The following is a 22,694-nucleotide window of genomic DNA, read 5'->3' as shown; positions in this document are numbered from 1 at the left end:
GGACTGCGGCCTGGAGGTGGGAGCGCAATCATGCAGCCTTTTCGGTCGCTTCTGACGAAAGACTGTGAATGGAGCGCCCATCTATTTGATGAAGCGCAAAAATGCCGCACCGGCAATGGAGCCTGCGTATTGCGATTGCGGCCAATCTGTGATTTGAAACGGCGACACTAGCATGATTTTTGCGCTATGATTTGATGTGGATCAAGCGCTTGGGGAGACCAAACCGTGATGAAGAGAACCTATGCAGCCTTGGCCGCTTTGGCCTGTCTGCTTTTCGCTTCTGTCAGCTTCGCCGATCAGCCGAAGCCCTGGCAGATGGGTATGCAGGAATCCGCGACGTCGATCATGGAAAAGACGCGCTGGTTTGAGCAATACACGCTGTGGTTCATCGTTCCGATCACCATCTTCGTGCTGCTTTTGCTGGTCATCGTGGTCGTCAAGTTCCGCGCTTCGGCAAACCCGGTTCCGTCCAAGACGAGCCACAACACGGCAATCGAGATCGCCTGGACGGTGGTTCCGGTTCTTATCCTCTTTGCGATTGCCATCCCGTCCTTCAACCTGTTGACCTACCAGTTGAAGATGCCGGAAAACCCGGATGTGACCATCAAGGCAACCGCGACCCAGTGGCTCTGGAGCTACGAGTATCAGGGTGAGCAGGCCGTTTCCTTCGACAGCTACATGCTGAAGGAAGGCGATCGCGCCACTTACGGCAAGGAAGATGTCGCGCGCTATCCGCGTCTGCTCGCTGTGGACAATGAGGTGGTCGTTCCCGTCGGCAAGACCGTCCGTCTCCTGGTCACCGCCGCCCCGACCGATGTCATTCATGCATTCGCCATGCCGGCCTTCGGTATCAAGATCGACGCGATCCCGGGTCGCCTGAACGAAACCTGGTTCCGCGCCGACCGCGAAGGCCTCTACTACGGCCAGTGTTCCGAGCTCTGTGGCAAGGACCACGCTTACATGCCGATCGCGATCCGTGTGGTCTCGGACGAGCAGTATGCGACCTGGCTGCAGGCTGCGACCTCTGACCTCGCTGGTGCCAATAAGGCGCTGATGGCTGCTGTTGACGGCGCTCCCGCTGCCGTCCAGACCGCCGAAAATGCAACGAACTGAGAGGAGTGAGGACGATGGCTGGTTCTGTTGCCCACGACGAACACGCACATGGTGCGCATCACGACCATAAGCCGGGCTTCTTCGCCCGCTGGTTTCTGTCGACCAACCACAAGGATATCGGTACCCTTTACCTGATCTTCGCGATCGTCGCGGGTATCATCGGTGCCGCCCTTTCGGTTGCCATGCGTATGGAGCTCCAGGATCCTGGCATCCAGATCTTCCATGGTCTGGCATCCATGGTCTACGGCTTCGAAGGCGATGCTGCCATCGATGGCGGCAAGCACATGTACAACGTCTTCACGACGGCACACGCGCTGATCATGATCTTCTTCATGGTCATGCCGGCGCTGATCGGCGGCTTCGCCAACTGGATGATCCCGATCATGATCGGCGCTCCGGACATGGCCTTCCCGCGCCTCAACAACATCTCCTTCTGGCTGATCGTTCCGGCCTTCCTGCTGCTCGTTCTCTCGATGTTTGTCGAAGGTCCGGCCGGTGGTTATGGTGTCGGTGGCGGCTGGACGCTCTATCCGCCGCTGGCGACCTCGGGCCAGCCCGGTCCGGCGGTTGACCTGGCGATCTTTGCGCTCCACGTCTCCGGTGCGTCCTCGATCCTCGGTGCGATCAACTTCATCACCACGATCCTGAACATGCGCGCTCCAGGCATGACGCTGCACAAGATGCCGCTGTTTGCCTGGTCGGTTCTCGTGACCGCCTTCCTGCTGCTGCTGTCGCTGCCCGTTCTGGCCGGCGCCATCACCATGCTGCTGACCGACCGTAACTTCGGCACCACCTTCTTCTCGCCGGAAGGCGGCGGTGACCCGGTTCTCTACCAGCACCTGTTCTGGTTCTTCGGTCACCCGGAAGTCTACATCCTGATCCTGCCCGGCTTCGGCATCGTCAGCCACATCGTGTCGACCTTCTCCAAGAAGCCGGTCTTCGGCTACCTCGGCATGGCCTATGCCATGGTCGGCATTGGCGCCGTCGGCTTCGTCGTCTGGGCCCACCACATGTACACGGTTGGCCTCTCGCTTCAGGCCCAGCGCTACTTCCTGTTCGCAACCATGGTCATCGCGGTCCCGACCGGCATCAAGATCTTCTCCTGGATCGCGACGATGTGGGGCGGTTCGCTCTCCTTCAAGACCCCGATGGTCTGGGCGATCGGCTTCATCTTCCTGTTCACCGTCGGCGGTGTCACGGGTGTTCAGCTCGCCAATGCCGGCCTCGACCGCTCGCTGCATGACACCTATTACGTCGTGGCCCACTTCCACTACGTTCTGTCGCTCGGTGCCGTCTTCGCGATCTTTGCAGGCTGGTACTACTGGTTCCCGAAGATCACCGGCTACATGTACAACGAGTTCGTCGGTCAGCTGCACTTCTGGGTCATGTTCATCGGCGTGAACCTGGTGTTCTTCCCGCAGCACTTCCTCGGCCTCGCCGGCATGCCGCGCCGCTACATTGACTATCCGGATGCCTATGCCGGCTGGAACTATGTGTCCTCGATCGGCTCCTACATCTCTGCCTTCGCGGTTCTGATCTTCCTCTACGGCGTCTTCGAAGCCTTCGCCAAGAAGCGCCTCGCCGGCAACAACCCCTGGGGTGAAGGTGCGACCACGCTGGAATGGCAGCTGTCTTCGCCGCCGCCGTACCATCAGTGGGAACAGCTGCCGAAGATCAAGTAAGCCGCGCATTATCGGCACAACACGATCGGGCGCCGCGATCTCCAGGATCGCGGCGCCCGCAAAACCAAACAAAAGACGGAACTCGATAGCATGACGGTCATCGACAACAGCGGCGTCTACGGTCTGGAAGGCGAAGTTCGCCTTTCTGAAGCCGGCCCGCGTGATTTCTTCGCGCTTCTGAAGCCGCGCGTGATGTCCCTCGTCGTCTTCACCGCACTTGCTGGTCTGGTTCTGGCACCCGGTGACATCAACCCGATCATCGGTTTCATCGCGATCCTGTGCATCGCCGTCGGTGCTGGCGCCTCTGGCGCGCTCAACATGTGGTATGATGCCGATATCGACGGCATCATGGCACGCACGGCGACCCGTCCGGTGCCTGCTGGCCGCGTGACGCCCCAGGAAGCGCTCGCCTTTGGCCTCGTCCTCTCGGTCTTTTCCGTCGGCGTGCTCGGTCTTGCGGTCAACTGGTTCTCGGCCGCTCTCCTGGCCTTCACCATCTTCTTCTACGCCGTCGTCTACACGATGTGGCTGAAGCGCTCGACCCCGCAGAACATCGTCATCGGCGGTGCGGCTGGCGCTTTCCCGCCCATGGTTGGCTGGGCCTGCGTCACCGGCGGCGTTTCGCTCGACAGTTTCATCCTGTTCATGATCATCTTCCTCTGGACGCCAGCACACTTCTGGGCGCTTGCGCTGTTCAAGATGAAGGAATACGGCGCCGTCGGCGTGCCGATGATGCCGAACGTCGCCGGCATCCCCTCGACCAAGCGCCAGATCACGCTTTATGCCGTGCTGACTGCGCTCACCGGCGTGTTGCCCACCTTCACCGGCCTGTCCTCGATCGGCTATGGCATTGTCGCAGCGCTGCTCGGCGCAGTCTTCATCCACTGTTCCATCGCCGTCTGGCGAATGGCCGACGGCGATGAGAAGATGGTGCCGGCCAAAAAGCTCTTCGCTTATTCGATCTTTTATCTCTTCGCGATATTCTCGGCCCTGATGATCGACTTCTATGTCGCGCCGCTGGCTTCGATGCTCGGAGGACTGGTCTGATGGAAACTGTCGAACTCAACGAAAAGCAGAAGAAGTCCCGCCGTGGCCGCAACATCGCCCTTGGCGTGGTTTTGGCATCGCTGGTGATCATCTTCTACATCATCACCATCATCAAGATTGGAAACGTGGGTTAACGAGGCGCAGACCGTGACTGTATCGCACGACAACACAAAGGTTTCGAACCGCCGCAACGCCGGCGTAGCGGCAGCTTGCGTCGTCTTTGTCGGCTCCATGGTCGGCATGGCTTATGCTGCGGTACCGCTCTATCAGTTGTTCTGCCAGGTCACGGGCTTCGGCGGCACCACCCAGCGGGTGGACCAGATGTCGGACGTGGTGCTGGACCGTAACATCACCGTGACTTTCGACGCCAATTCGGCGCCTGGCCTGAATTGGGACTTCAAGTCGGTTGATAAGAAGGTCACGCCGAAGATCGGTGAGACGGTGCAGGTCACCTACACTGCCACGAACAACTCGCCGCATCCGGTGACCGGCGAGGCCATCTTCAACGTCACGCCTCTCGAGGCCGGTGCCTATTTCAACAAGGTCCAGTGCTTCTGCTTCACCGAGACCACGTTGCAGCCGGGCGAGACGCTCGAAATGCCCGTTGTATTCTTTGTTGATCCCTCCATCGTCGAAACGGAGGAGACAAAGGGCATCGGCACGATTACCCTGTCCTACACCTTCTATCCGCGCGCAGATCAGGCGCCGGTGGCCGCTCTTGCGGTCGAGGAAGGCAAGGAACAGCCGAAACTGTGAGAGGGCTCCGGTTCGCCGGAACTCGTAATGAAATTGACATTCGGGGATTGCTGAAATGGCCGAAGCGCACCAGAAGAACCACGACTACCACATCATCGATCCGAGCCCATGGCCGCTCCTGGCCTCGATCGGCGCCTTCGTCCTCACCTTCGGTGGCGTTGGCTACATGCGCTATCTGAACGGCGGTTCGCTGAACCTGTTCGGCATCGACTTTGCCAATCCGTGGTTGTTCTTCATCGGTCTCGCCATCGTGCTCTTCACGATGTTTGCCTGGTGGGCCGACACCATCAAGGAAGCCCACGAAGGCCATCACACCCGCGTCGTGTCGCTGCATCTGCGCTACGGCATGATCATGTTCATCGCGTCCGAAGTGATGTTCTTCGTCGCCTGGTTCTGGGCCTTCTTCGATGCCAGCCTGTTTGCCGGCGAAGCCATCCAGACGAGCCGTGTCGAATTCACCGGCGGTCAGTGGCCCCCGGTTGGTATCGAGGTCGTCGATCCCTGGCACCTGCCGCTCTACAACACGGTCATCCTGCTGCTGTCCGGCACCTGCGTCACCTGGGCCCACCATGCCCTGCTGCACAACGACCGCAAGGGCCTCGTCTACGGCCTGCTGCTGACAGTCCTGCTCGGCATCCTGTTCTCCTTCGTCCAGGCCTATGAATACGCAGTCTCGCCCTTCGACTTCAAGAATTCGATCTACGGCGCGACCTTCTTCATGGCGACCGGTTTCCACGGCTTCCACGTTCTGATCGGCACGATCTTCCTGATCGTCTGCCTGTTCCGCGCGCTTGCCGGCCACTTCACTGCGCAGCAGCACTTCGGATTCGAAGCGGCCGCCTGGTACTGGCACTTCGTTGACGTCGTCTGGCTGTTCCTCTTCTTCGCCATCTACATCTGGGGCGATTGGGGTGCACCGATCGCCGTCCACTGATCTCAGTGACGAAACAATCCGAAGGGCGGCGAAAGCCGCCCTTCCTGCATTTGCAGATGCGACGATCCGGCACTGGGAGGGAACGCTCTAGTGCTCTATGGGTTGGCGGTGCACATCAAAGGCAGCACCGAGGAGAGGACCATGACCGAAGACAACGCGAAATTTTCGCCGGTTGATCCGGTCAAGGCGGCGCTATCGGCATCCTGCCCGCGTTGCGGCACGGGCAAACTCTTCGACGGACTGCTCAAGCCCAAGACGCGCTGCAATGCCTGTGGCTTTGATCTCTCTTGGATCGATGCTGGCGATGGTCCGGCGATCTTCGTCATCCTGCTCGCAGATCTGCTCGTGGTTGGCTTCGCCGTCTGGGTGGAGCTGACCTATCAACCCTCCGTCTGGTTGCATATTCTTGTCTTCGCTCCGCTTGGCGTGGCGCTGACGCTGTGGCTGATGCGCTTCCTGAAAGCTCTGCTGATCGCGCTGCAATACAAGCACAACGCATCGCAAGGGGTGATCGACCGTGGCTGATCTTCAGGTAGAGCGTGGCGGCGATCGCGGCCGCCGGACCTGGCGTTTCTGGTTGGCGTTGATCCTGGTGCCATTGGCGCTCGCCATTCTCCTCTCGCTCGGCACCTGGCAGGTCAACCGTCTGCACTGGAAGGAGGCGCTGTTGGCGGACATCCAGTCCCGCAGCACCGCGCCTGCAATCGACATTGCCGAGGTCGAGCAGCAACTGGCCGCCGGAGAGCCGATCGACTACCGTCACGCGACCGCCACCGGACGCTATCTGAACGACCGCGAGCGGCATTTCCTCGCGACCTTCCAGGGCCAGTCTGGTTTCTACGTCTACACGCCGTTGGAGCTTGCCGACGGGCGCTATCTCTTCGTCAACCGGGGCTTTGTGCCCTATGATCGCAAGGACGCCTCCACCCGCCCCGAAGGGCAGATCGAGGGAGTGCAGACGGTCATCGGCCTTGCGCGCGCTGAACTGACGGAGAAACCTTCGTCTCTGGTGCCTGACAATGATGAGACGACCAATATCTTCTACTGGAAGGATCTGTCTCGCATGGCGGCCTCAACGGGGCTGCCGGCGGACAGAGTGCTGCCGTTCTTCCTCGACGCTGACGCGACACCCGTCGCCGGAGGCCTTCCCAAAGGGGGCGTCACCCAAATCGACCTGCCCAACAATCACATGCAATATGTGATCACCTGGTATGGTCTCGCGGTTGCCCTGGTGGCTGTGACGGTGGCAGGACTTTTCAAGCGCAGATCCCGATAGTCCGCGATGATCTTTTCGGTTAAACACGCGGTACGTGCGGTCTGAATCGGCCGCTGCCACAGGGGGATTGCATGTCTTACGTCGCTGCAACGCTGGTTGCGCTGGTCGCGCTGGAACATATCTACATACTCGTCCTGGAGATGTTTCTCTGGACGACACCAACCGGTCGCCGCGCCTTTGGCATGAAGCCCGAGCAGGCCGAAGCGACCAAGGTCATGGCCGCCAACCAGGGTCTCTACAACGGTTTCCTCGCCGCCGGCTTGATCTGGGGGCTGCTGCATCCCGATGTCGCCTTCGGCACTCAAATTCAGTTGTTTTTCCTTGGCTGTGTGCTGGTTGCCGGCCTATATGGGGGTGCAACGGCCTCGCGGAAGATCTTCGTCATTCAGGCTCTGCCCGCGGCGCTTGCCATTCTCGCTGTCCTGATTGCCGGTTGACCCGATGAACATGCACATGAACCGCCCCCCTCTGACGATCCGGCTCTGCGGCCCTCGCGGCTTCTGCGCCGGGGTTGATCGCGCGATCCAGATCGTCGTGCTGGCTCTCAAGCGCTACGGAGCGCCGGTTTATGTGCGTCACGAGATCGTCCACAACAGGTATGTCGTGGAAGGGCTGGAAGCCAAAGGCGCAATCTTCGTCGAGGAATTGGACGAGATCCCGGCCGAGCATCGCCAGCAACCGGTGGTCTTCTCCGCCCATGGCGTGCCGAAATCGGTTCCGGAAGATGCCGCAAGCCGCAACCTCTTCTATCTCGACGCCACCTGTCCGCTGGTCTCCAAGGTCCACAAGCAGGCCATGCGCCATGAGCGCCTCGGTCGCCATGTGATCTTGATCGGCCATGAAGGCCATCCGGAAGTCATCGGCACCATGGGCCAGTTGCCGCCCGGAAGCGTCTCGCTGATCGAAACTGTCGAGGATGCCGACGCCTACCAGCCCGCCGATCCCGACAATCTCGGCTACGTCACCCAGACGACGCTCTCCGTCGATGACACCGCAGGCGTGATTGCCCGTCTCATGGAGCGCTTCCCGAACCTCACGCCCCCATCGGCCGACAGCATCTGCTACGCGACGACCAATCGCCAGGAAGCCGTAAAGCAGGCCGCCCCCGGCTGCGATCTCTTCATCGTCGTCGGCGCCCCCAATTCCTCCAACTCCAAGCGCCTTGTCGAAGTCGCCCTGCGGGCAGGGGCGACCCGCTCCCTGCTCGTCCAGCGCGCCTCCGAAATCGACTGGGCCGAGATCGGCGAGATCCGGACTCTCGGCATTTCCGCCGGTGCGTCTGCGCCGGAAGTCATCGTCGACGAAATCATCGACGCCTTCCGCCAGCGCTTCGACGCCAAGGTGGAGCTGGCGATCACGACGGAAGAAAACGAGCACTTCCTCGTCAATCGCGAGCTGCGCGATGTGGAGCTGACGCGCGAGGACATGGCCTGGGTGAATGGGTAGTTTTTGAGATAGATATTTCAAGGAGCGTGTTTTTGAAGAGAGTGGTTCTGATAAGTCTTTGCTTTTTGCCTTTGTTAAGTGGTTGTAGCCCTGCCTCCAGGACACCAGAGCCTGAGGTCGATGTTGCCATCAAAGATGCATTTTTTGATTTCACACTGGACGTCACAAAGGCGCGCGCGATTCAGCGCAAATGCCCTGATCTCTCTCTGAGTTTTAATGGGATGATGGCTGAACTCAGAGCTCGCCCAAATTTGGCGCGTTCTCATGGCCTTGTTAAAGAATCCGATATCGACATTAACAAATTGGTTGCAGAGGTAGATCGATTTGAGAAAAGCAGCGGCTTGGATGGAGCAACCAGAGAACAGTATTGTGCTTTTGGGAGCCAACAAATGGACGCGAAAACGGTTATCGGTCGAATGCTGGAGAAGAAAAAGAGCTGAGGCTCAATTACAGCTGTGAGTCCCTTATTGTCCCCTCAGATGATGGCAGATGCTGCGGAGAATGTATTCTTCGGGACGTTCACTCCTACGTACATGCCTTACGCTCCCTGGTTTCCTGGCCCTGGTCGCAAAACTGCAGATGAATGACTTTCACGACCATTTCGGAAAGGGAAGGGCAACACCACGTCTCTGAATCAGAGCTTGCTGGTATGCCGCCAGTTCTCCGTCAATCACGAGCGGCGCATATGTAGCTCACTCGCCAGTATATGGCCTGTGTGAATTGCTGACGAACTCCATCTGCGTGCCATGAGGCAGCGGATGAAACTGGAATTGCTGAATCCACACTCGGTGTGTATAATCGAGCAATGAGAAGCGCTGATGTCATTGCAGCATTGAAGGCAGATGGCTGGTTTGTGGTTTCCACAAAGGGCAGCCATGTGCAGTTCAGGCATGCTGTGAAGGCGGGGCGGGTGACAGTCCCCCACCCGAAGCGGGATCTCCCGATCGGCACACTCAAGAATATCGAAAAACAGGCGGCTTTGAAGCTAAGGTGAACCCATGCGCAGCTATATCGGTTTGATCCACAAGGATCCGGACAGTGACTATGGTGTATCCTTTCCGGATTTTCCTGGCGTCGTGACGGCTGGCACCGATCTGGACGATGCCCGTCGTATGGCGGAAGAGGCGCTCGCTTTCCATGTCGAGGGCATGGTGGAAGACGGTGAAGCCATCCCGGAGCCTTCCTCACTTGACCAGGTCATGGCCGACGCCGCCAATCTGGACGCAGTTGCGGTGCTTATTCCGCTGAAAAGCCAGGCGCGAAAATCAGTCAGGCTTAACATCACGCTGCCGGAAGAAGTCTTGCGCGAAATTGATGCCTATGCCGAGGCGCATGGCCTTACACGCTCGGGTTTCCTCGCTCAGGCCGCAAAACGGCAGATGAGCGAAGATGACAATCCTGGCAATGTGAAAGGCTATGCGCTTTCTGCGTAGATCGGCCTGCCTATGACGCCCCATTTCCTGTGCCCCATGTCGTTCCAGGGCTGGCACTGTCCGTTACACCGTTATAGGACTCGTGGCCTTATCGAAGCGGCACGGAACTTACGCTGTGGCAGTCTATACCGACATCAACGAAATCGACCTCAAGGCCTTTCTCGCGCAATATGACGCCGGAGAACTGCTGTCCTACAAGGGAATTGCCGAAGGCGTGGAAAACTCCAACTTCCTTCTGCACACCTCGAAGTTCCCGCTGATCCTGACGCTCTATGAGAAGCGGGTCGAAAAGTCGGATCTGCCATTCTTCCTCGGTCTGATGCATCACCTCTCCGAGCGCGGCCTCAATTGCCCGCTGCCTTTGCCGCGCAAGGATGGCGATTTGCTGGGCGAACTCTCGGGCCGCCCGGCAGCCCTCATCTCCTTCCTTGAAGGCATGTGGCTGAGAAAGCCCGAGGCACAGCACTGCCGCGAAGTCGGAGCCGCACTCGCCAGGATGCACATCGCCGGCGAAGGCTTCGAGCTCACCCGACCGAATGCGCTGTCGCTTGAGGGATGGCAGATGCTCTGGGCAAAGTCCGAAGCGCGCGCCGACGAGGTGGAGGAGGGGCTGGAAGCCGAGATCGGCGCCGAGCTCGATTTTCTTGCCACCCACTGGCCGAAGAACTTGCCGGCGGGCGTCATCCATGCCGACCTCTTCCCGGACAATGTCTTCTTCCTCGGCGATAGCCTGTCGGGCCTGATCGACTTCTATTTCGCCTGCAATGATCTCCTGGTTTATGACCTGTCGATCTGCCTGAATTCCTGGTGCTTCGAAAAGGACGGCGCCTACAACATCACCAAGGGCAAGGCGATGATTGAAGGCTACCAGTCGGTGCGCCCGCTCTCGGCCGCAGAGATCGAGGCCCTGCCGATCCTATGCCGAGGCTCGGCGCTCCGCTTCTTCCTGACCCGCCTCTATGACTGGCTGACCACGCCGGCCGGCGCCTTGGTGGTCAAGAAGGACCCGCTCGAATATCTGAAAAAGCTGCGCTTCCACCGCGCCGTCACCAATGCCTCCGAATATGGATTGATCGCATGAAGCATGTCGACATCTTCACCGATGGCGCCTGTTCGGGAAATCCCGGCCCCGGCGGCTGGGGCGCGATTCTGCGTTACGGCGAGGTCGAGAAGGAACTCTTCGGCGGCGAGGCGGATACGACCAACAACCGGATGGAGCTGCTCGCCACCATCACGGCGCTCAACGCGCTGAAAGACGCCTGCGAAGTCGATCTCTACACCGACAGCAAATACGTGATGGACGGCATCTCCAAGTGGATCTTCGGCTGGAAGAAGAACGGCTGGAAGACCGCCGACAAGAAGCCGGTGAAGAATGGCGAACTCTGGCAGGCGCTGGATCTCGCCAACCAGCGCCACAAGGTCAAGTGGCACTGGGTCAAGGGCCATGCCGGTCATCCGGAAAACGAACGCGCTGACGAATTGGCGCGAAAGGGCATGGAGCCGTTCAAGAAGACGGGTGGTTTTCCGAAATCGCTGATGGTGAAGTGACTATCGGAGGCCTTACTGATCCCTGTATTTGCAGGGGTGCAATCGTCCTGCCCGCGCGTTACCGTAACCTATCGCGACGGGCGAAGTTGGCATTGCCTGTCGCAAAACAGATGGATGTCGGTGCGGTGGGGCGGGATGGCGATCAGGTCAATTCGGTATGTCAACAACGCCGCTAAGAAAGCGGTTCAGAAACTGCCGCAAGCCATCGCCATCGACTTTCTCAACGATCTGAACTTTGTCGCCGTAGGGAAAGATCCGCGTTCACCGTTCAAGCATTTGCCTGAACTTGGTGCCGGAGTGATCGAGTTGATCGAAAACGGCTCACCCGCCTACAGACTTGTCTACTGTGCAAAATTTGCCGACACCGTGTTTGTCCTTCACGCCTTCACCAAAACCACGAACGGCGTGGACAGGAAGGCTATGACGACGGTGAGGGAGCGCTACAAGGAGATGATGGCGATCCTTCGTGAAGAACAAAAGTCTGATCGGAGGACATCCTGATCCACGATCAACGGGCGTCAGGCTGCCGCCGTCTCGACCACGCAGACGACGTTGCGATCGCGATCCACGGAAGGACGCAAGCGATAGCCGAGTTTCGCCAGGTAGCCGATCAGCCGGTCTGAGGAGAAGAGGCTGATCTTGCCGCGCAACAGCTCGCTCACACGCGGTTGAGGTATATCCAGCGCTGCGGCCGTTTCACCCTGGTTCCATCCCTTGTGCTCGATAACATCAATCAAGGTCATCAGAAGGTCTGAACGGAACTGGAGATCGGCGGCAAGCGCTTGGTCTTCCGTGATCGATTCGAAGATGTTGCGGTAGGCGAGGGTCTCCGACATATGCCTCACTCAGTTTTATACAGATTTCAGTATAATCTGGGCGCCTTAACCCGAAATGTCAACATGATCCACGCAGCGGGATCTCCCGGCGATCCGGAAAGGCTCCCGGTGGCCGACACGGAGGCAATTCTTCCACCCCTTGCCCTTTCCTCCACGGCCCCTATGCTCCCTTCAAAACAGAACAGACGGGAGTCATCCATGATCCAGCATTGCGTGTTCCTGCGCTTCAAGGCCGCCGTTCAGGAAGCCGAGAAGCAGGCGATCTATGCGGCGATTGCCGATCTGAAGGATGTGGTGCCGGGCATGCTGGAGGTGAAGGCGGGCGCCAATGTCTCACCGGAGGGACTGACGGGCGGCTACAATGACGGTTTCATCGTCACCTTCGAGGACGAGATGGTCCGCGACTACTATCTGAAACATCCCAAGCATGTCGAAGTCGGAGAGCGGATCGTGAGTGCCACCGATGGCGGCCTGGCCGGCATTCTTGTGTTCGATCTCGCCCATTGAGCATTGGCGGAAACAAAAAGAGGCCCGGTGTCCCGAGCCTCTGCAATCCATGACATCTGAAGGTGATCAGGCGCCGAGCTGCTCGATCATCGTTGCAGCCGACGATACGGTGGCCTGGCCCGGGTTTTCCTCGATGTTGAGGCTCTTCACCACGCCATTCTCCACCAGCATCGAATAGCGCTTGGAGCGCACGCCAAGACCGCCGCCCGACAGGTCGATGTCGAGGCCGATGGCCTTGGTGAAGCCGGCGTCCCAGTCGGCGAGGAAATGGATCTTGCCCTGGCCGCCCGAATGCTGTGCCCAGGCACCCATGACATGCCAGTCATTGACGGAGACGACGGCGATGTCGTCGACGCCGCGCGCCATCAGCGCGTCACGGTTTTCAAGATAGCCCGGCAGGTGGTTCAGCGTGCAGGTGGGCGTGAAAGCGCCGGGAACGGCGAAGACGACAACCTTCTTGCCGGCAAACAGCTGTTCCGTGGTGATCTCCACCGGACCGTCAGCGGTCTTTTCCTTGAAGGTGGCCTGGGGCAGCTTTTCGCCAATGGCAATGGTCATCAAATCGTCCTCGCTGTGTTGCACCACCCAGAACCCCTCCGGATGGCAATCGAGGCGAATATAGGAACGGGTCAATCAAAGGCAAGCTTGGTTTCCATCGCCCGGTTACCGCTCACCACAAGAAGTCCCCACTCTTTGCCGGCGATGTCGTATTTCTTCGGCAGTTTGCCTATCGGCAGCGTCAGAAGCGTCTCGCCGCCATCAAGTTGCGTGGCAAGCGCGCGCACAAACACATGCCCGCTCGGACCACTGACAAAGGCCTTCGGCTGGTCGGTGGCCGCGGGCATTTTCAGACGGACCACCAGTTCCTTCCTGTTTGCGCTCAGTTCATGGGTGACGACATGAAAATCCGCCGACGGCCCGGGCGGCACCTGGGCGCGTGCTGCGCGAACCAGGGCTGCCTCGACCGGATTGGCGACGGCTGCCGTGTCCGGGGGCACGCTGAGATCAGCCTGAAACGGGATGCAGATATTCTGGCAGACGCCGACAAAGGCGCTGAGCGTGACGCCGGTCCCATCCGGCGCATTCTTGAGTGTCAGCGGCAGCGTGACCGGATGATCATAACCCACATCGGTCAGCTCACCGCTCTCCAGCACCTTCGGCACGGGAAAATCCACGCTCTCTACTGTGTATGGAGCGCCTGGAGCCGGCGTCAGCGTCGGAGGAATGCCGACATCGCCGGGCTCTTTCCAATAGGTGATCCAACCGGGTTTCGGCTCGATCACCAGCGCCCCCTGGCGCAGGCCGTCGGCACCTTGCGGCAGAAGGATCAGCCGCATGCGTCCGCCTTCGTTCACCGCCCAGTCGCTGCTCGCGGCGACAGCCGGCGCGCCGGGCATCATCGTGATCAGACAAATCGCCGCCGAAAGCACCGCCAGCCGACCGCTGCGGATGACCCGCGAAAGGCTCGAACAAGACATCTCTGTTTTCTTACTGAAGGTCATGCATCCGGCTCTAAAAGATCACTCTCACATTAGCCAGTCACGCTTGCTTCATGGTCATCATTTTGGGTTGATCACAATCGGCTTCTGCCCCATCTTGAATACGAGACTACATCTGAACCACGCATGAAGCCGATTGCCCTTGAGGCAAACCAAGGAGGCGGGCATGGCATTGTCGTCCAAAACCAGTCTGAGAGAGCGCGGCTTCCTGGATGGCCAGCTGCTGATCGCCATGCCCGGCATGGCAGACGGCAACTTCGCCCGCTCCGTGGTCTATATCTGCGCCCATTCCGATGCGGGTGCCATGGGCTTCATCATCAATCGTGCCCAATCGGTGACCTTCGCCGATCTGCTCCTGCATCTGGAGCTGATCGACCGCAACGATGCGATCATGCTGCCCGACCACGCCCGCCATTTCCCCATCCAGTGCGGCGGGCCGGTGGAGCAGAACCGAGGCTTCGTGCTGCATTCCGACGACTATCTCTCGGATAGCTCCATTCCCGTCAGCGACGATATCTCGCTGACCGCCACCCTCGACATCGTCCGCGCCATCTCGGACGGCCGTGGTCCCCGCCACGCCACCATGCTGCTCGGCTATGCCGGCTGGGGCCCGGGCCAGCTGGAAGAGGAGATCGCCCAGAACGGCTGGCTGCATTGCGCGGCCACCGAAAGCCTGATCTTCGACCGCAGCCTCGACAACAAGTATGACAGGGCATTGGCGCTGATGGGCATCAATCCCGCGATGCTGTCGATGGAGGCGGGGCACGCTTGAGGTAAGGGGGCCGCGGTCTGCGTCCTCCGGACTACGCCCGCTTCATCAGCGGAAACCGCTCCTTGAGCAACCTCAAGACTGACTCCGCTCCCAGCGGCGGGCCGAAGAGATAGCTCTGGCCGAAATCGCAGCCCATCATCGCGAGGTCGGCGGCGTCCTGGTCGGTCTGGATGCCTTCGGCGACCACCTGCATGTCAAGCCCGCGCGCCATCGAGACGACGGAGCGCAGAAGCACGGACTTCTTGTCCGACTGGTCGCAGACCAGCGCCTTGTCGAGCTTGATCGTGTCGAAGGGGAAGCGGGTGAGATAGGCAAGCGAGGAATAGCCGGTGCCGAAATCGTCGAGCGCCAGGCTGATGCCCGTATCCTTCAGCTTTTCCAGCATCAGGCGCGCCTGTTCCGGGTTCTCCATCACGACGCTTTCGGTTAGCTCCAGCTTGATCCGCTTCGGATCGCACTGGGTCTTCACCAGCATGGCGCGGATGTCGTTGTAGATCTCACTGGAGATCAGCTGGGCCGAGGAGAGATTGACCGAGACGAAGACCGGCAGTTCGCCCGTCTGGCGCTCCCAGTCCATCAAGTCGCCGGAGGCACGCTCGAGCGCGAACATGCCGAGCGGCTCGATCAGGTCGGACATTTCCGCGATCGGGATGAACTCCGTCGGCGAGATATTGCCGCGCTTGGGATGATCCCAGCGCATCAGCGCCTCGAAGCCGGCGATCTCGCCATTGGCGAGCCTGACGATCGGCTGGTAGGCCATCGACAGCTCCTTGCGCTCGATGGCACGGCGCAGATCCGTTTCCAGCTGGAGGCGGTCGGTGCTGACGGTGCGGAAGGCCGGACGGAAGGGCTCGACGCGGTTGCCGCCGGTGCGCTTGGCGCGATACATGGCGAGCTCTGCATCGGCGAGCAGGCTGGCGGCACTTTCCTGCTGGTCGACCCAGGAGACAAGGCCGATCGAGGCCGTCAGGCTGATCTCGCGGTTGGCAAAGTTGAGCGGCACCATGATCGCCTTGGACACGGCATCGGCAAAGTCGGCGATCTTGGCCGGATCCTTTTCCGACACCAGGATCAGACCGAATTCGTCACCGGACAGACGCGCCAGCGTGTCCTGCGGCTTCAAAAGTCGGCGCAGACGTCGCGTGATGGCAATCAGGATATTGTCGCCGGCCGCAATGCCGAGCGCGTCGTTGACCTGCTTGTAGCGGTCGATGTCGATGGCGAGCACGGTTGGGCGCACGCTCTCGGAAGAGCCTGCCAGCGAAAGGATCGCCTGCAGCCGGTCAAGGAAGACCTCGCGGTTCGGCAGGCCCGTCAGATTGTCGTGCATGGCATCGACCAGCAGCCGGTCGATCGAGTTCTTCTGCTCGGTGACATCGATGATCGTGCCGACGCAGCGGATGACTTCGCCGTTCGAGCCGAGCACCGGCCGGGCGCGGATCTTCAGCCAGTGGAAATGGCCGTCTTCGGCGCGGATGCGGAATTCGTGGCTGAGGCGGCCCTTGCGGTGTTCGAGCAGCACGTCGAGCGTCGCGCGGAAGCGGTCGCGATCGTCGGGATGCAGGCGCGGCAGCCAGTTGCGCGCCGGCCCATGCATGGTGCCGGGCGAGAGACCAAGACGGAGCGAAACGTCGGGGCTGGTCACCACGCGGTCGCGCGCCACGTCCCAGTCCCAGACCGTATCGCCGGAGCCGGTCAGCGCCAGCGACTGGCGTTCCAGATCGGAGAACAGGCCCTGCTGATAGGCGCCGCCGGCAAAGGCGTGCTGCATGACGGTGAAGCCGATCAGCAGAACGATGAGAACGAGGCCCCCGCCGAGCGCCGGCTGGATGATGTCGTTGTCGAGCTGGCCCGTCACCGTCATCCAGCCGCCGAACAGCCAGACCAGGATCAGCGCCCAGGTCGGGACAAGCAGCACCGCGCGGTCATAGCGGTTGATGCCGAGATAGATGATCAGGCCGATGCCCACCACACCGGTAAGCGCGAAGGACACGCGCGCGATGCCGGCGGCAATCGAGGGGTCGAAGATCGCGACACCGAAGAGCCCGCTGAGGCCCAGCATCCAGGCAAGCGTCGCATAGCCCAGATGGACGTGCCAGCGATTGAGATTGAGATAGGTGAACAGGAAGATCACGAGCGACGAGGCAAGCGCCACCTCCGCGCCTGCGCGCCATATTCGAATGTCGGACGAGGTGAGCGTGATCAGCTTTTCCAGGAAGCCGAAGTCGACGCAGATATAGGCAAGCACCGCCCAGGCGAGTGCGGCCGCCGCCGGTAGCATGGAGGTGCCCTTGACGACGAAGAGGATCGTCAAAAACACCGCAAGCAGGCCGGCAATGCCGAGCACGATGCCGCGATAGAGCGTGAACGCGTTGACCGTGTCCTTGTAGGCGTCAGGTTCCCAGAGATAGATCTGTGGCAGTTCGGGCGTCGCCAGTTCCGCAACGAAGGTGATCACCGTGCCGGGGTTCAGCGTGATCCGGAAGACGTCGGCATCCGGGCTCGGCACGCGGTCAAGCGCAAAGCCTTCCGAGGGCGTGATCGCCATGATGCGCTGCGAGCCAAGATCCGGCCAGAACATCTTGGAGCCCGAGAGACGGAAATGCGGCGCGACGATGACGCGCTCCAGCTGTTCTTCGGAGACGTTGGCAAGCGCGAACACCGCCCAGTCGCCCTGATGCCCCTCGGTGGACGAGCGCACTTCGATGCGTCGGCGGATCCCGTCCGCGCCAGCAGCGGTGGATACCTGAAAGGCCTCGCCCTGGTTCGTATAGATTTCCGTCGTTGCCGTGAGATCCAGCGCATTGTCGTCACGCGCGATCTTCACCGGTTCCACGGCGAAGGCGGTCGAGGCTGCGAGGCACACATAAAGCATGGCAAACGCGGCAGACCAAACGGCAGCCAGGCGTGACAAGACGCGCAAGAGGGTGGCGGTCATGGTCATGAGCGCGTCTTGCCGTTCCGCCCTTTGGCGTCGCAGATCCGGGAATACAGCAGATGGTCGCGCCATTCCCCGTTGATTTTCAAATAATCGCGCAAAAGACCTTCCCGCTCAAATCCCGCCTTTTCGAGTAGCCCAAGGCTATTGACGTTGTCCGGAATACAGGCTGCTTCGATACGGTGCAACTCGAGTGGCCCGAAGATGTAGGGAATAGCCAGTTGAAGTGCGGCAAACATGTGTCCTTGGCCTGCATGCCGCTCGCCCATCCAGTATCCGATCATGCAGCTTTGCGCAGCACCTCGGCGGATCAGGCCGACGGTAAGCCCGCCCAACAGTACATTCTCGGCCCGATCGAACAGGAAGAAGGGGACAGCCATTCCGGAGTGAAATTCCTGTTCATTACGCAGGACCCTTTGCCGGAATGCCCGTTCGGTCAGTTCGTCGGCACGCCATGTCGGCTCCCAGGGCTGCAGGAAGGCGCGGCTCTCGCGCCTGAGCTGGTGCCATGGTTCGAAATCGCGAAACCGAGGCAGGCGCAGCAGATGCCGTTCGCTCGTCAGCTCCGGCATATCCGGCTGCCGGGACAGAAATCGAAAGACCGAACGCGTCATCGTCAATCCCCGAGCGATGTCCGGCGGTGGCCCGCCGGTCGAAGTCCTTGCCACCGGCCCTCAGCCGACGGCCTTGCGGATTCCGGCAGTCTGTGTGGTCAGCGCACCCCTGATATCGTCGAGCGGCACCAGATGATCCATCGGACCGATGGCCGATAGCGTCGGTGCCGTATCGAAGAACAGGCGGCCCGCGAGGTCCGTCAGCCGCTCGGTGGTGATCCCGGCAAGCCGGTCCATCATTTCCTGGTTCGGGATCGTGCGGCCATAGAGCATCATCTGCCGGGCAATCTGGCCGGCACGCGCCGCCGGGCTTTCCTGGCCCATCAAAAGCTGCGCCCGGATCTGTGCCCGTGAGCGCTCGATTTCCTGCTGGTCGATGTGTTCGGACACCTTGCGCAGCTCGTCGATGATCACCGGCACCAGCTCCGGCAGGTTCTCGCCGCCGGTCGCGGCATGGATGCCGAAGATGCCGGTATCGGAGAAGCCCCAGTGGAAGGCGTAGACCGAATAGCAGAGGCCGCGGATCTCGCGCACTTCCTGGAAGAGGCGCGACGACATGCCACCGCCGAGGATGTTGGCGAGGATCTGCGAGCAGTAGAAGTCGCGCATGTGATAGGCCTTGCCCTCGAAGCCGAGCAGCACCTGCGTATCCATCAGGTCGCGCTCTTCGCGGGCTTCGCCGCCGGTATAGCGCGCCACATCCATCACGGGCGTGGTCGAGGGTTTCGTCGGCAGCGAGGCAAAGCGCGCCTCGACCTGCTTGACGAAGGCGTCATGATCCACCTTGCCGGCGGCCACGACGAACATCCGGTCCGTCGTGTAGTTGCGCGAGAGATAGCCGCGGATCTGGTCGCTGGAGAAGGACTGCACCGTCTCCGGCGTGCCGAGAATGCTGCGCCCGATCGTCTGGCCCCGGAAAGCCTGCTCGGAAAAGCGGTCGAACACCACGTCGTCTGGCGTGTCGTCGGCAGCGCCGATCTCCTGCAGGATGACGTGTTTTTCGCGCTCCAGCTCCTCTTCGTCAAAGACGCTGTCGGTGAGGATGTCGGCGAGAATATCGACCGCGAGCGGGACATTGTCCTTCAGCACGCGGGCGTAATAGGAGGTGGTTTCCGTCGAAGTGGCGGCGTTCACTTCGCCGCCAACATTCTCGATTTCCTCGGCGATCTGCCGGGCCGTTCGCTGGTTCGTGCCCTTGAAGGCCATGTGCTCGAGCAGATGTGCAATGCCGTGCTCGGCTTCGGTCTCGTTACGCGAGCCGGATTTGATCCAGGTGCCGAGAGCTACGCTTTCCAGATGCGGCATGTTCTCGGTTACGACAGTCAAACCCGATGGAAGCCGGGTGCACTCAACATTCATGGTCCGTCTTTCCGCGCTTCCTACCTGACTGCCCGTGCATGACCACTGACAAAGCCTTCGATGGCTTTCAGGTCTGCGGGCAGGACTTCGAAGCGCTCCTCCCTGTCCATCAAATCAGCAAGCCACGCCGGAAGCGCGGGGTCAATACCGGAGGCTGATTTTACTGCCGCCGGGAACTTCGCGGGATGGGCCGTAGCGAGTACGACCATAGGGCTTTGAGGCTTTTCGAACTTGCTTGCGACATGCACGCCAACCGCCGTATGCGGGTCGAGCAGATAGCCGGTATCGGCGAGAACGGCCTTGATCGTCTTGGCCACTTCCTTCTGGGTGGCGCGTCCGGCACGGAAATCCTTGCGGATGAATTTCAGCGCCTCCGGCTTGATCTCGAAGGCGCCGGACTGCTTCAGGCCTTCCATCGACGAGCGGATGGCAGAGGCATCGCGTCCATAGGCTTCGTAAAGCAGGCGTTCGAAGTTCGAGGAGATCTGGATGTCCATCGACGGCGAGGTGGTGGCGGACACGCCCTTCATCTCGTAGCGGCCTGTCTTCATCGTCCGCGCCAGGATGTCGTTGTCATTGGTGGCAATCACCAGCTTGTCGATCGGCAGGCCCATCTTCTTGGCGACGTAACCGGCAAAGATGTCGCCGAAATTGCCGGTCGGAACCGTGAAGGAGACCTTGCGGTCGGGTGCGCCGAGCGCCACGGCGGAGGTGAAGTAATAGACCACCTGCGCCATGATGCGCGCCCAGTTGATCGAGTTGACGCCCGACAGCTTGACGCGATCGCGGAAGGCGCCGTCGTTGAACATCGCCTTCACCAGGTTCTGGCAGTCGTCGAAATTGCCCTCAACCGCGATGGCGTGCACATTCTCGTCCTTCGATGAGGTCATCTGGCGCTGCTGCACCGGCGAGACCTTGCCATGCGGGAAGAGGATGAAGATGTCGGTCCGCGAGCGCCCGGCAAAGGCGTCGATCGCCGCACCACCCGTATCGCCCGAGGTCGCGCCGACGATCGTCGCGCGCTCGCCGCGCTTTTCCAGCACATGGTCCATCAGCCGGGCGAGCAGCTGCATCGCCACGTCCTTGAAGGCGAGCGTCGTGCCGTGGAAGAGTTCGAGCACGAAGGAATTCGGCCCCGTCTGCACCAGCGGCGCGACGGCCGGATGCTTGAAGGTGGCATAAGCCTCGTCGATCATCGCCCGGAAGGTTTCGGGCTCGATCTCGCCATTGGTGAAGGGCAGCAGGACCTCGAAGGCAACCTCTTCATAGGATTTGCCGCGAAGTCCGCGGATTGCCTTCTTCGACATCTGCGGCCATTCGCGGGGCACATAGAGCCCGCCGTCACGGGCAAGACCCGCCAAAAGTGCGTCACAAAAACCGAGGCTCGGGGCCTCGCCGCGGGTCGAAATATAGTCCACGTCGCTCATCCCTAGAGTTCAAGAAGTCGGAGCCGAAGCCGCCGTCAAACCTATGGCGTTTCGGATAAAGAGGTTTGCCCGTTTGCGCCAGTGCGCGGGCCAGGATTTCGCATGCCCGGCAGTTGAGGACTGCCTGGCCGGCCCGGGGCAGTTCGCCGACGTTCGTAGGCACATCGAAAATTGAAGCAAATTGCCGGCTACCCAATCGATTTTTGTTGTGGCCGCTGGTATAGACCATCCGCGAGGGCGCTGAAAAGCCTCAAGTTTGACTGTTTTTCGGCCTTTGGCCGAGCATGCGGAAGGTGGAGTCTGGTGTCTGTAAACGTGTCGCGCGGTGTGATCGCTGTTTCGCTGATGATGGTTCTCTCAGGCTGCAATGCCGGCAGTCTCGGCAGCGGCCTCGGCCTTCCTCAGTCGCAGCCTGGCAACGCTGCGGCCGCCGCTGCGGCACAGCAGGCCGTTGTCCAGGGCTTCTGCCCGCAGATCGCTCTGCGGGATGGCACCGCCGTTTACCGCACCTATGTGCGCGGCAAGGACGGTGATGCCGAGCAGGTGGTCTTCCAGGCCTCGCTTGCCGATACGACGCGCTCCTGCTCACGCACCGACACCTCGCTGACGATCAATGCCCTGGTCAAGGGCCGCCTGGTTTCGGGCCCGCAGGGCAAGGCCGGCACGATCAACCTGCCGGTTCGTGTCACCGTCGTGGATGGTGGTCAGGAGCTGTTCAACGAAGTCGAGCAGTATTCCGTCACGCTCGCCGATGTGAACACACCGACGCAATTCATCTATAGCAAGGTGGCAACCGTTCCCGGCAACATCTCCAGCACGGCCCGCGTCTTCATCGGCTTCGAACAGCCGAAGAAGAAGTAAGTTCCGTCTTGCAGCGGCCGAATGGCGCCGTCTAACCCCGCCGCGTCAGCGCCACCAGATATCGGGTGGCGCAATCGCCGTCGTTGACGAAGACGCAGTCGGCAGGCGCGCCGAGCTGCAGGCAGTCGCCGGATGCGAGCTGGTGGCTGTGGTGTCCCTCGACGAACTGGAGTTCGCCTTCCAGGACCAGGATCTGCTGGTGCTGGAAGCTGAAAGCCGAAGCCGGGTAGGGGATACGCACGCCTGGGGGCAGAACCACCTCGATCAGTTCCAGCTGTCCGCCATTATCAGGTGACACCGTACGGCGCGTGTAGCCGGTCTCTGGATCGGTCCAGACCTGCTGCTCTGCACGCCGTGCCAGCCTCTCCCCCTCGCGCTCCGCAAGCGCCAGCAAGACCGAGAGCGGCAAGCCGAAGGCGCCCGACAAGCGGCCGAGCACGGTTGCCGTCGGGCTCGCCTCGCAACGTTCCACCTTGCTGATCATCGCCTTGGACACGCCGGAGCGGGCCGCCAACTCCGCGAGCGACCAGTTGCGCGTCTCGCGTTCAAGCCGGATGCGATCGGCAATCGCCCGTGCCTGGCGATCCTCATCCGTCATGCTGTCTGCGCGTGCCGTCTTCCTCATCTGAGTACTTGCCAAATCCGC

The 22,694-nt window shown here is 60.7% G+C and carries 27 protein-coding genes; 19 read left to right on the top strand and 8 right to left on the bottom strand.

The features are described from left to right. Window positions 1–228 precede the first annotated feature (228 nt). The 16 genes from coxB to AC1PUL_RS12685 all read left to right on the top strand — a co-directional run bounded on the left by coxB (window position 229) and on the right by AC1PUL_RS12685 (window position 11,736). Entirely contained in the window at window positions 229–1,113 is an 885-nt protein-coding gene (gene coxB, locus AC1PUL_RS12760; RefSeq protein ID WP_480468577.1) for a cytochrome c oxidase subunit II, read from the top strand. 14 nt (window positions 1,114–1,127) lie between these two features. Further along, window positions 1,128–2,795 carry a cytochrome c oxidase subunit I gene (ctaD, locus tag AC1PUL_RS12755; RefSeq protein WP_480464545.1) on the top strand — a complete coding sequence of 556 codons (1,668 nt, stop codon included), beginning with the start codon at window positions 1,128–1,130 and terminating at the stop codon, window positions 2,793–2,795. Window positions 2,796–2,885: 90 nt separating this feature from the next. After that, window positions 2,886–3,842: a heme o synthase gene (locus AC1PUL_RS12750; protein ID WP_480464544.1), complete on the top strand. Its 957-nt coding sequence runs from the start codon at window positions 2,886–2,888 to the stop codon at window positions 3,840–3,842. Continuing rightward, window positions 3,842–3,976 carry a hypothetical protein gene (locus AC1PUL_RS12745; RefSeq protein ID WP_480464543.1) on the top strand — a complete coding sequence of 45 codons (135 nt, stop codon included), beginning with the start codon at window positions 3,842–3,844 and terminating at the stop codon, window positions 3,974–3,976. The genes AC1PUL_RS12750 and AC1PUL_RS12745 overlap by 1 nt, the downstream gene beginning before the upstream one ends. Before the next feature lie 13 nt (window positions 3,977–3,989). Further along, the gene (locus tag AC1PUL_RS12740; protein ID WP_480464542.1) at window positions 3,990–4,598 is read left to right on the top strand and encodes a cytochrome c oxidase assembly protein; all 609 of its coding nucleotides are present in this window, start codon (window positions 3,990–3,992) and stop codon (window positions 4,596–4,598) included. Between the two features lie 55 nt (window positions 4,599–4,653). Then, entirely contained in the window at window positions 4,654–5,532 is an 879-nt protein-coding gene (locus AC1PUL_RS12735; RefSeq protein WP_480464541.1) for a cytochrome c oxidase subunit 3, read from the top strand. A gap of 141 nt (window positions 5,533–5,673) precedes the next feature. Continuing rightward, a complete protein-coding gene (locus AC1PUL_RS12730) occupies window positions 5,674–6,057 on the top strand; it encodes a DUF983 domain-containing protein (protein WP_480464540.1) in 384 nt (127 codons plus the stop codon). Continuing rightward, window positions 6,050–6,808 carry an SURF1 family protein gene (locus AC1PUL_RS12725; RefSeq protein ID WP_480464539.1) on the top strand — a complete coding sequence of 253 codons (759 nt, stop codon included), beginning with the start codon at window positions 6,050–6,052 and terminating at the stop codon, window positions 6,806–6,808. The genes AC1PUL_RS12730 and AC1PUL_RS12725 overlap by 8 nt, the downstream gene beginning before the upstream one ends. A gap of 71 nt (window positions 6,809–6,879) precedes the next feature. After that, window positions 6,880–7,245, top strand: coding sequence for a DUF1304 domain-containing protein (locus AC1PUL_RS12720; protein ID WP_480464538.1), 366 nt, complete (start codon window positions 6,880–6,882; stop codon window positions 7,243–7,245). Window positions 7,246–7,255: 10 nt separating this feature from the next. Continuing rightward, window positions 7,256–8,254, top strand: a complete 999-nt coding sequence (ispH, locus tag AC1PUL_RS12715; protein WP_480468576.1) for a 4-hydroxy-3-methylbut-2-enyl diphosphate reductase — start codon at window positions 7,256–7,258, stop codon at window positions 8,252–8,254. A gap of 41 nt (window positions 8,255–8,295) precedes the next feature. Further along, entirely contained in the window at window positions 8,296–8,694 is a 399-nt protein-coding gene (locus AC1PUL_RS12710; RefSeq protein WP_480468575.1) for a DUF5333 family protein, read from the top strand. Between the two features lie 365 nt (window positions 8,695–9,059). After that, a complete protein-coding gene (locus AC1PUL_RS12705; protein WP_480464537.1) occupies window positions 9,060–9,248 on the top strand; it encodes a type II toxin-antitoxin system HicA family toxin in 189 nt (62 codons plus the stop codon). Between the two features lie 4 nt (window positions 9,249–9,252). Continuing rightward, a complete protein-coding gene (locus tag AC1PUL_RS12700) occupies window positions 9,253–9,687 on the top strand; it encodes a type II toxin-antitoxin system HicB family antitoxin (RefSeq protein WP_307376084.1) in 435 nt (144 codons plus the stop codon). A gap of 115 nt (window positions 9,688–9,802) precedes the next feature. After that, window positions 9,803–10,768, top strand: coding sequence for a homoserine kinase (locus AC1PUL_RS12695; RefSeq protein ID WP_480464536.1), 966 nt, complete (start codon window positions 9,803–9,805; stop codon window positions 10,766–10,768). Continuing rightward, window positions 10,765–11,235 carry a ribonuclease HI gene (gene rnhA, locus AC1PUL_RS12690; protein WP_480464535.1) on the top strand — a complete coding sequence of 157 codons (471 nt, stop codon included), beginning with the start codon at window positions 10,765–10,767 and terminating at the stop codon, window positions 11,233–11,235. Before AC1PUL_RS12695 ends, rnhA begins: the two co-directional genes overlap by 4 nt. A gap of 135 nt (window positions 11,236–11,370) precedes the next feature. After that, window positions 11,371–11,736, top strand: coding sequence for a type II toxin-antitoxin system RelE/ParE family toxin (locus AC1PUL_RS12685; RefSeq protein ID WP_480464534.1), 366 nt, complete (start codon window positions 11,371–11,373; stop codon window positions 11,734–11,736). Between the two features lie 17 nt (window positions 11,737–11,753). Here the strand turns inward: AC1PUL_RS12685 and AC1PUL_RS12680 are convergent, their stop codons facing one another. After that, window positions 11,754–12,071: a helix-turn-helix transcriptional regulator gene (locus AC1PUL_RS12680; protein WP_298464144.1), complete on the bottom strand. Its 318-nt coding sequence runs from the start codon at window positions 12,069–12,071 to the stop codon at window positions 11,754–11,756. Window positions 12,072–12,269: 198 nt separating this feature from the next. Between AC1PUL_RS12680 and AC1PUL_RS12675 the strand changes: the two genes are divergently transcribed. Continuing rightward, window positions 12,270–12,578, top strand: coding sequence for a Dabb family protein (locus AC1PUL_RS12675; RefSeq protein WP_480464533.1), 309 nt, complete (start codon window positions 12,270–12,272; stop codon window positions 12,576–12,578). Between the two features lie 66 nt (window positions 12,579–12,644). On the opposite strand, the gene AC1PUL_RS12670 is transcribed toward AC1PUL_RS12675, so the two are convergent. Together AC1PUL_RS12670 and AC1PUL_RS12665 are read right to left on the bottom strand one after the other, a co-directional pair. Continuing rightward, entirely contained in the window at window positions 12,645–13,136 is a 492-nt protein-coding gene (locus tag AC1PUL_RS12670; RefSeq protein WP_298464139.1) for a peroxiredoxin, read from the bottom strand. A 71-nt stretch (window positions 13,137–13,207) separates the two neighbouring features. Continuing rightward, on the bottom strand, window positions 13,208–14,056 hold the full coding sequence (locus AC1PUL_RS12665) for a protein-disulfide reductase DsbD domain-containing protein (RefSeq protein WP_480464532.1): 849 nt from the start codon (window positions 14,054–14,056) through the stop codon (window positions 13,208–13,210). Between the two features lie 187 nt (window positions 14,057–14,243). Here AC1PUL_RS12665 and AC1PUL_RS12660 point away from each other — a divergent pair, with 187 nt between their 5' ends. Next, on the top strand, window positions 14,244–14,849 hold the full coding sequence (locus AC1PUL_RS12660; protein WP_185809439.1) for a YqgE/AlgH family protein: 606 nt from the start codon (window positions 14,244–14,246) through the stop codon (window positions 14,847–14,849). Window positions 14,850–14,880: 31 nt separating this feature from the next. On the opposite strand, the gene AC1PUL_RS12655 is transcribed toward AC1PUL_RS12660, so the two are convergent. The 4 genes from AC1PUL_RS12655 to thrC are packed head-to-tail and all read right to left on the bottom strand — an operon-like array spanning window position 14,881 to window position 21,187. After that, window positions 14,881–17,787 carry an EAL domain-containing protein gene (locus tag AC1PUL_RS12655; protein ID WP_480468574.1) on the bottom strand — a complete coding sequence of 969 codons (2,907 nt, stop codon included), beginning with the start codon at window positions 17,785–17,787 and terminating at the stop codon, window positions 14,881–14,883. A 2-nt stretch (window positions 17,788–17,789) separates the two neighbouring features. Then, on the bottom strand, window positions 17,790–18,401 hold the full coding sequence (locus tag AC1PUL_RS12650) for a GNAT family N-acetyltransferase (protein ID WP_480464531.1): 612 nt from the start codon (window positions 18,399–18,401) through the stop codon (window positions 17,790–17,792). Between the two features lie 60 nt (window positions 18,402–18,461). Beyond that, window positions 18,462–19,760, bottom strand: coding sequence for a M16 family metallopeptidase (locus tag AC1PUL_RS12645; protein ID WP_480464530.1), 1,299 nt, complete (start codon window positions 19,758–19,760; stop codon window positions 18,462–18,464). 20 nt (window positions 19,761–19,780) lie between these two features. Continuing rightward, window positions 19,781–21,187, bottom strand: a complete 1,407-nt coding sequence (gene thrC / locus AC1PUL_RS12640; protein ID WP_480464529.1) for a threonine synthase — start codon at window positions 21,185–21,187, stop codon at window positions 19,781–19,783. Between the two features lie 303 nt (window positions 21,188–21,490). On the opposite strand from thrC, the gene AC1PUL_RS12635 reads away from it, so the two are divergent. After that, window positions 21,491–22,048, top strand: a complete 558-nt coding sequence (locus AC1PUL_RS12635; protein WP_480464528.1) for a hypothetical protein — start codon at window positions 21,491–21,493, stop codon at window positions 22,046–22,048. Window positions 22,049–22,079: 31 nt separating this feature from the next. On the opposite strand, the gene AC1PUL_RS12630 is transcribed toward AC1PUL_RS12635, so the two are convergent. Continuing rightward, the gene (locus AC1PUL_RS12630; protein ID WP_480464527.1) at window positions 22,080–22,673 is read right to left on the bottom strand and encodes a helix-turn-helix domain-containing protein; all 594 of its coding nucleotides are present in this window, start codon (window positions 22,671–22,673) and stop codon (window positions 22,080–22,082) included. Between the last annotated feature and the right edge of the window lie 21 nt (window positions 22,674–22,694).

This window comes from Rhizobium sp. P43 (assembly GCF_056730705.1).
The sequence above is the reverse complement of the archived record's forward strand: the minus strand, read 5'-3'. Positions and strand labels throughout refer to the sequence as shown.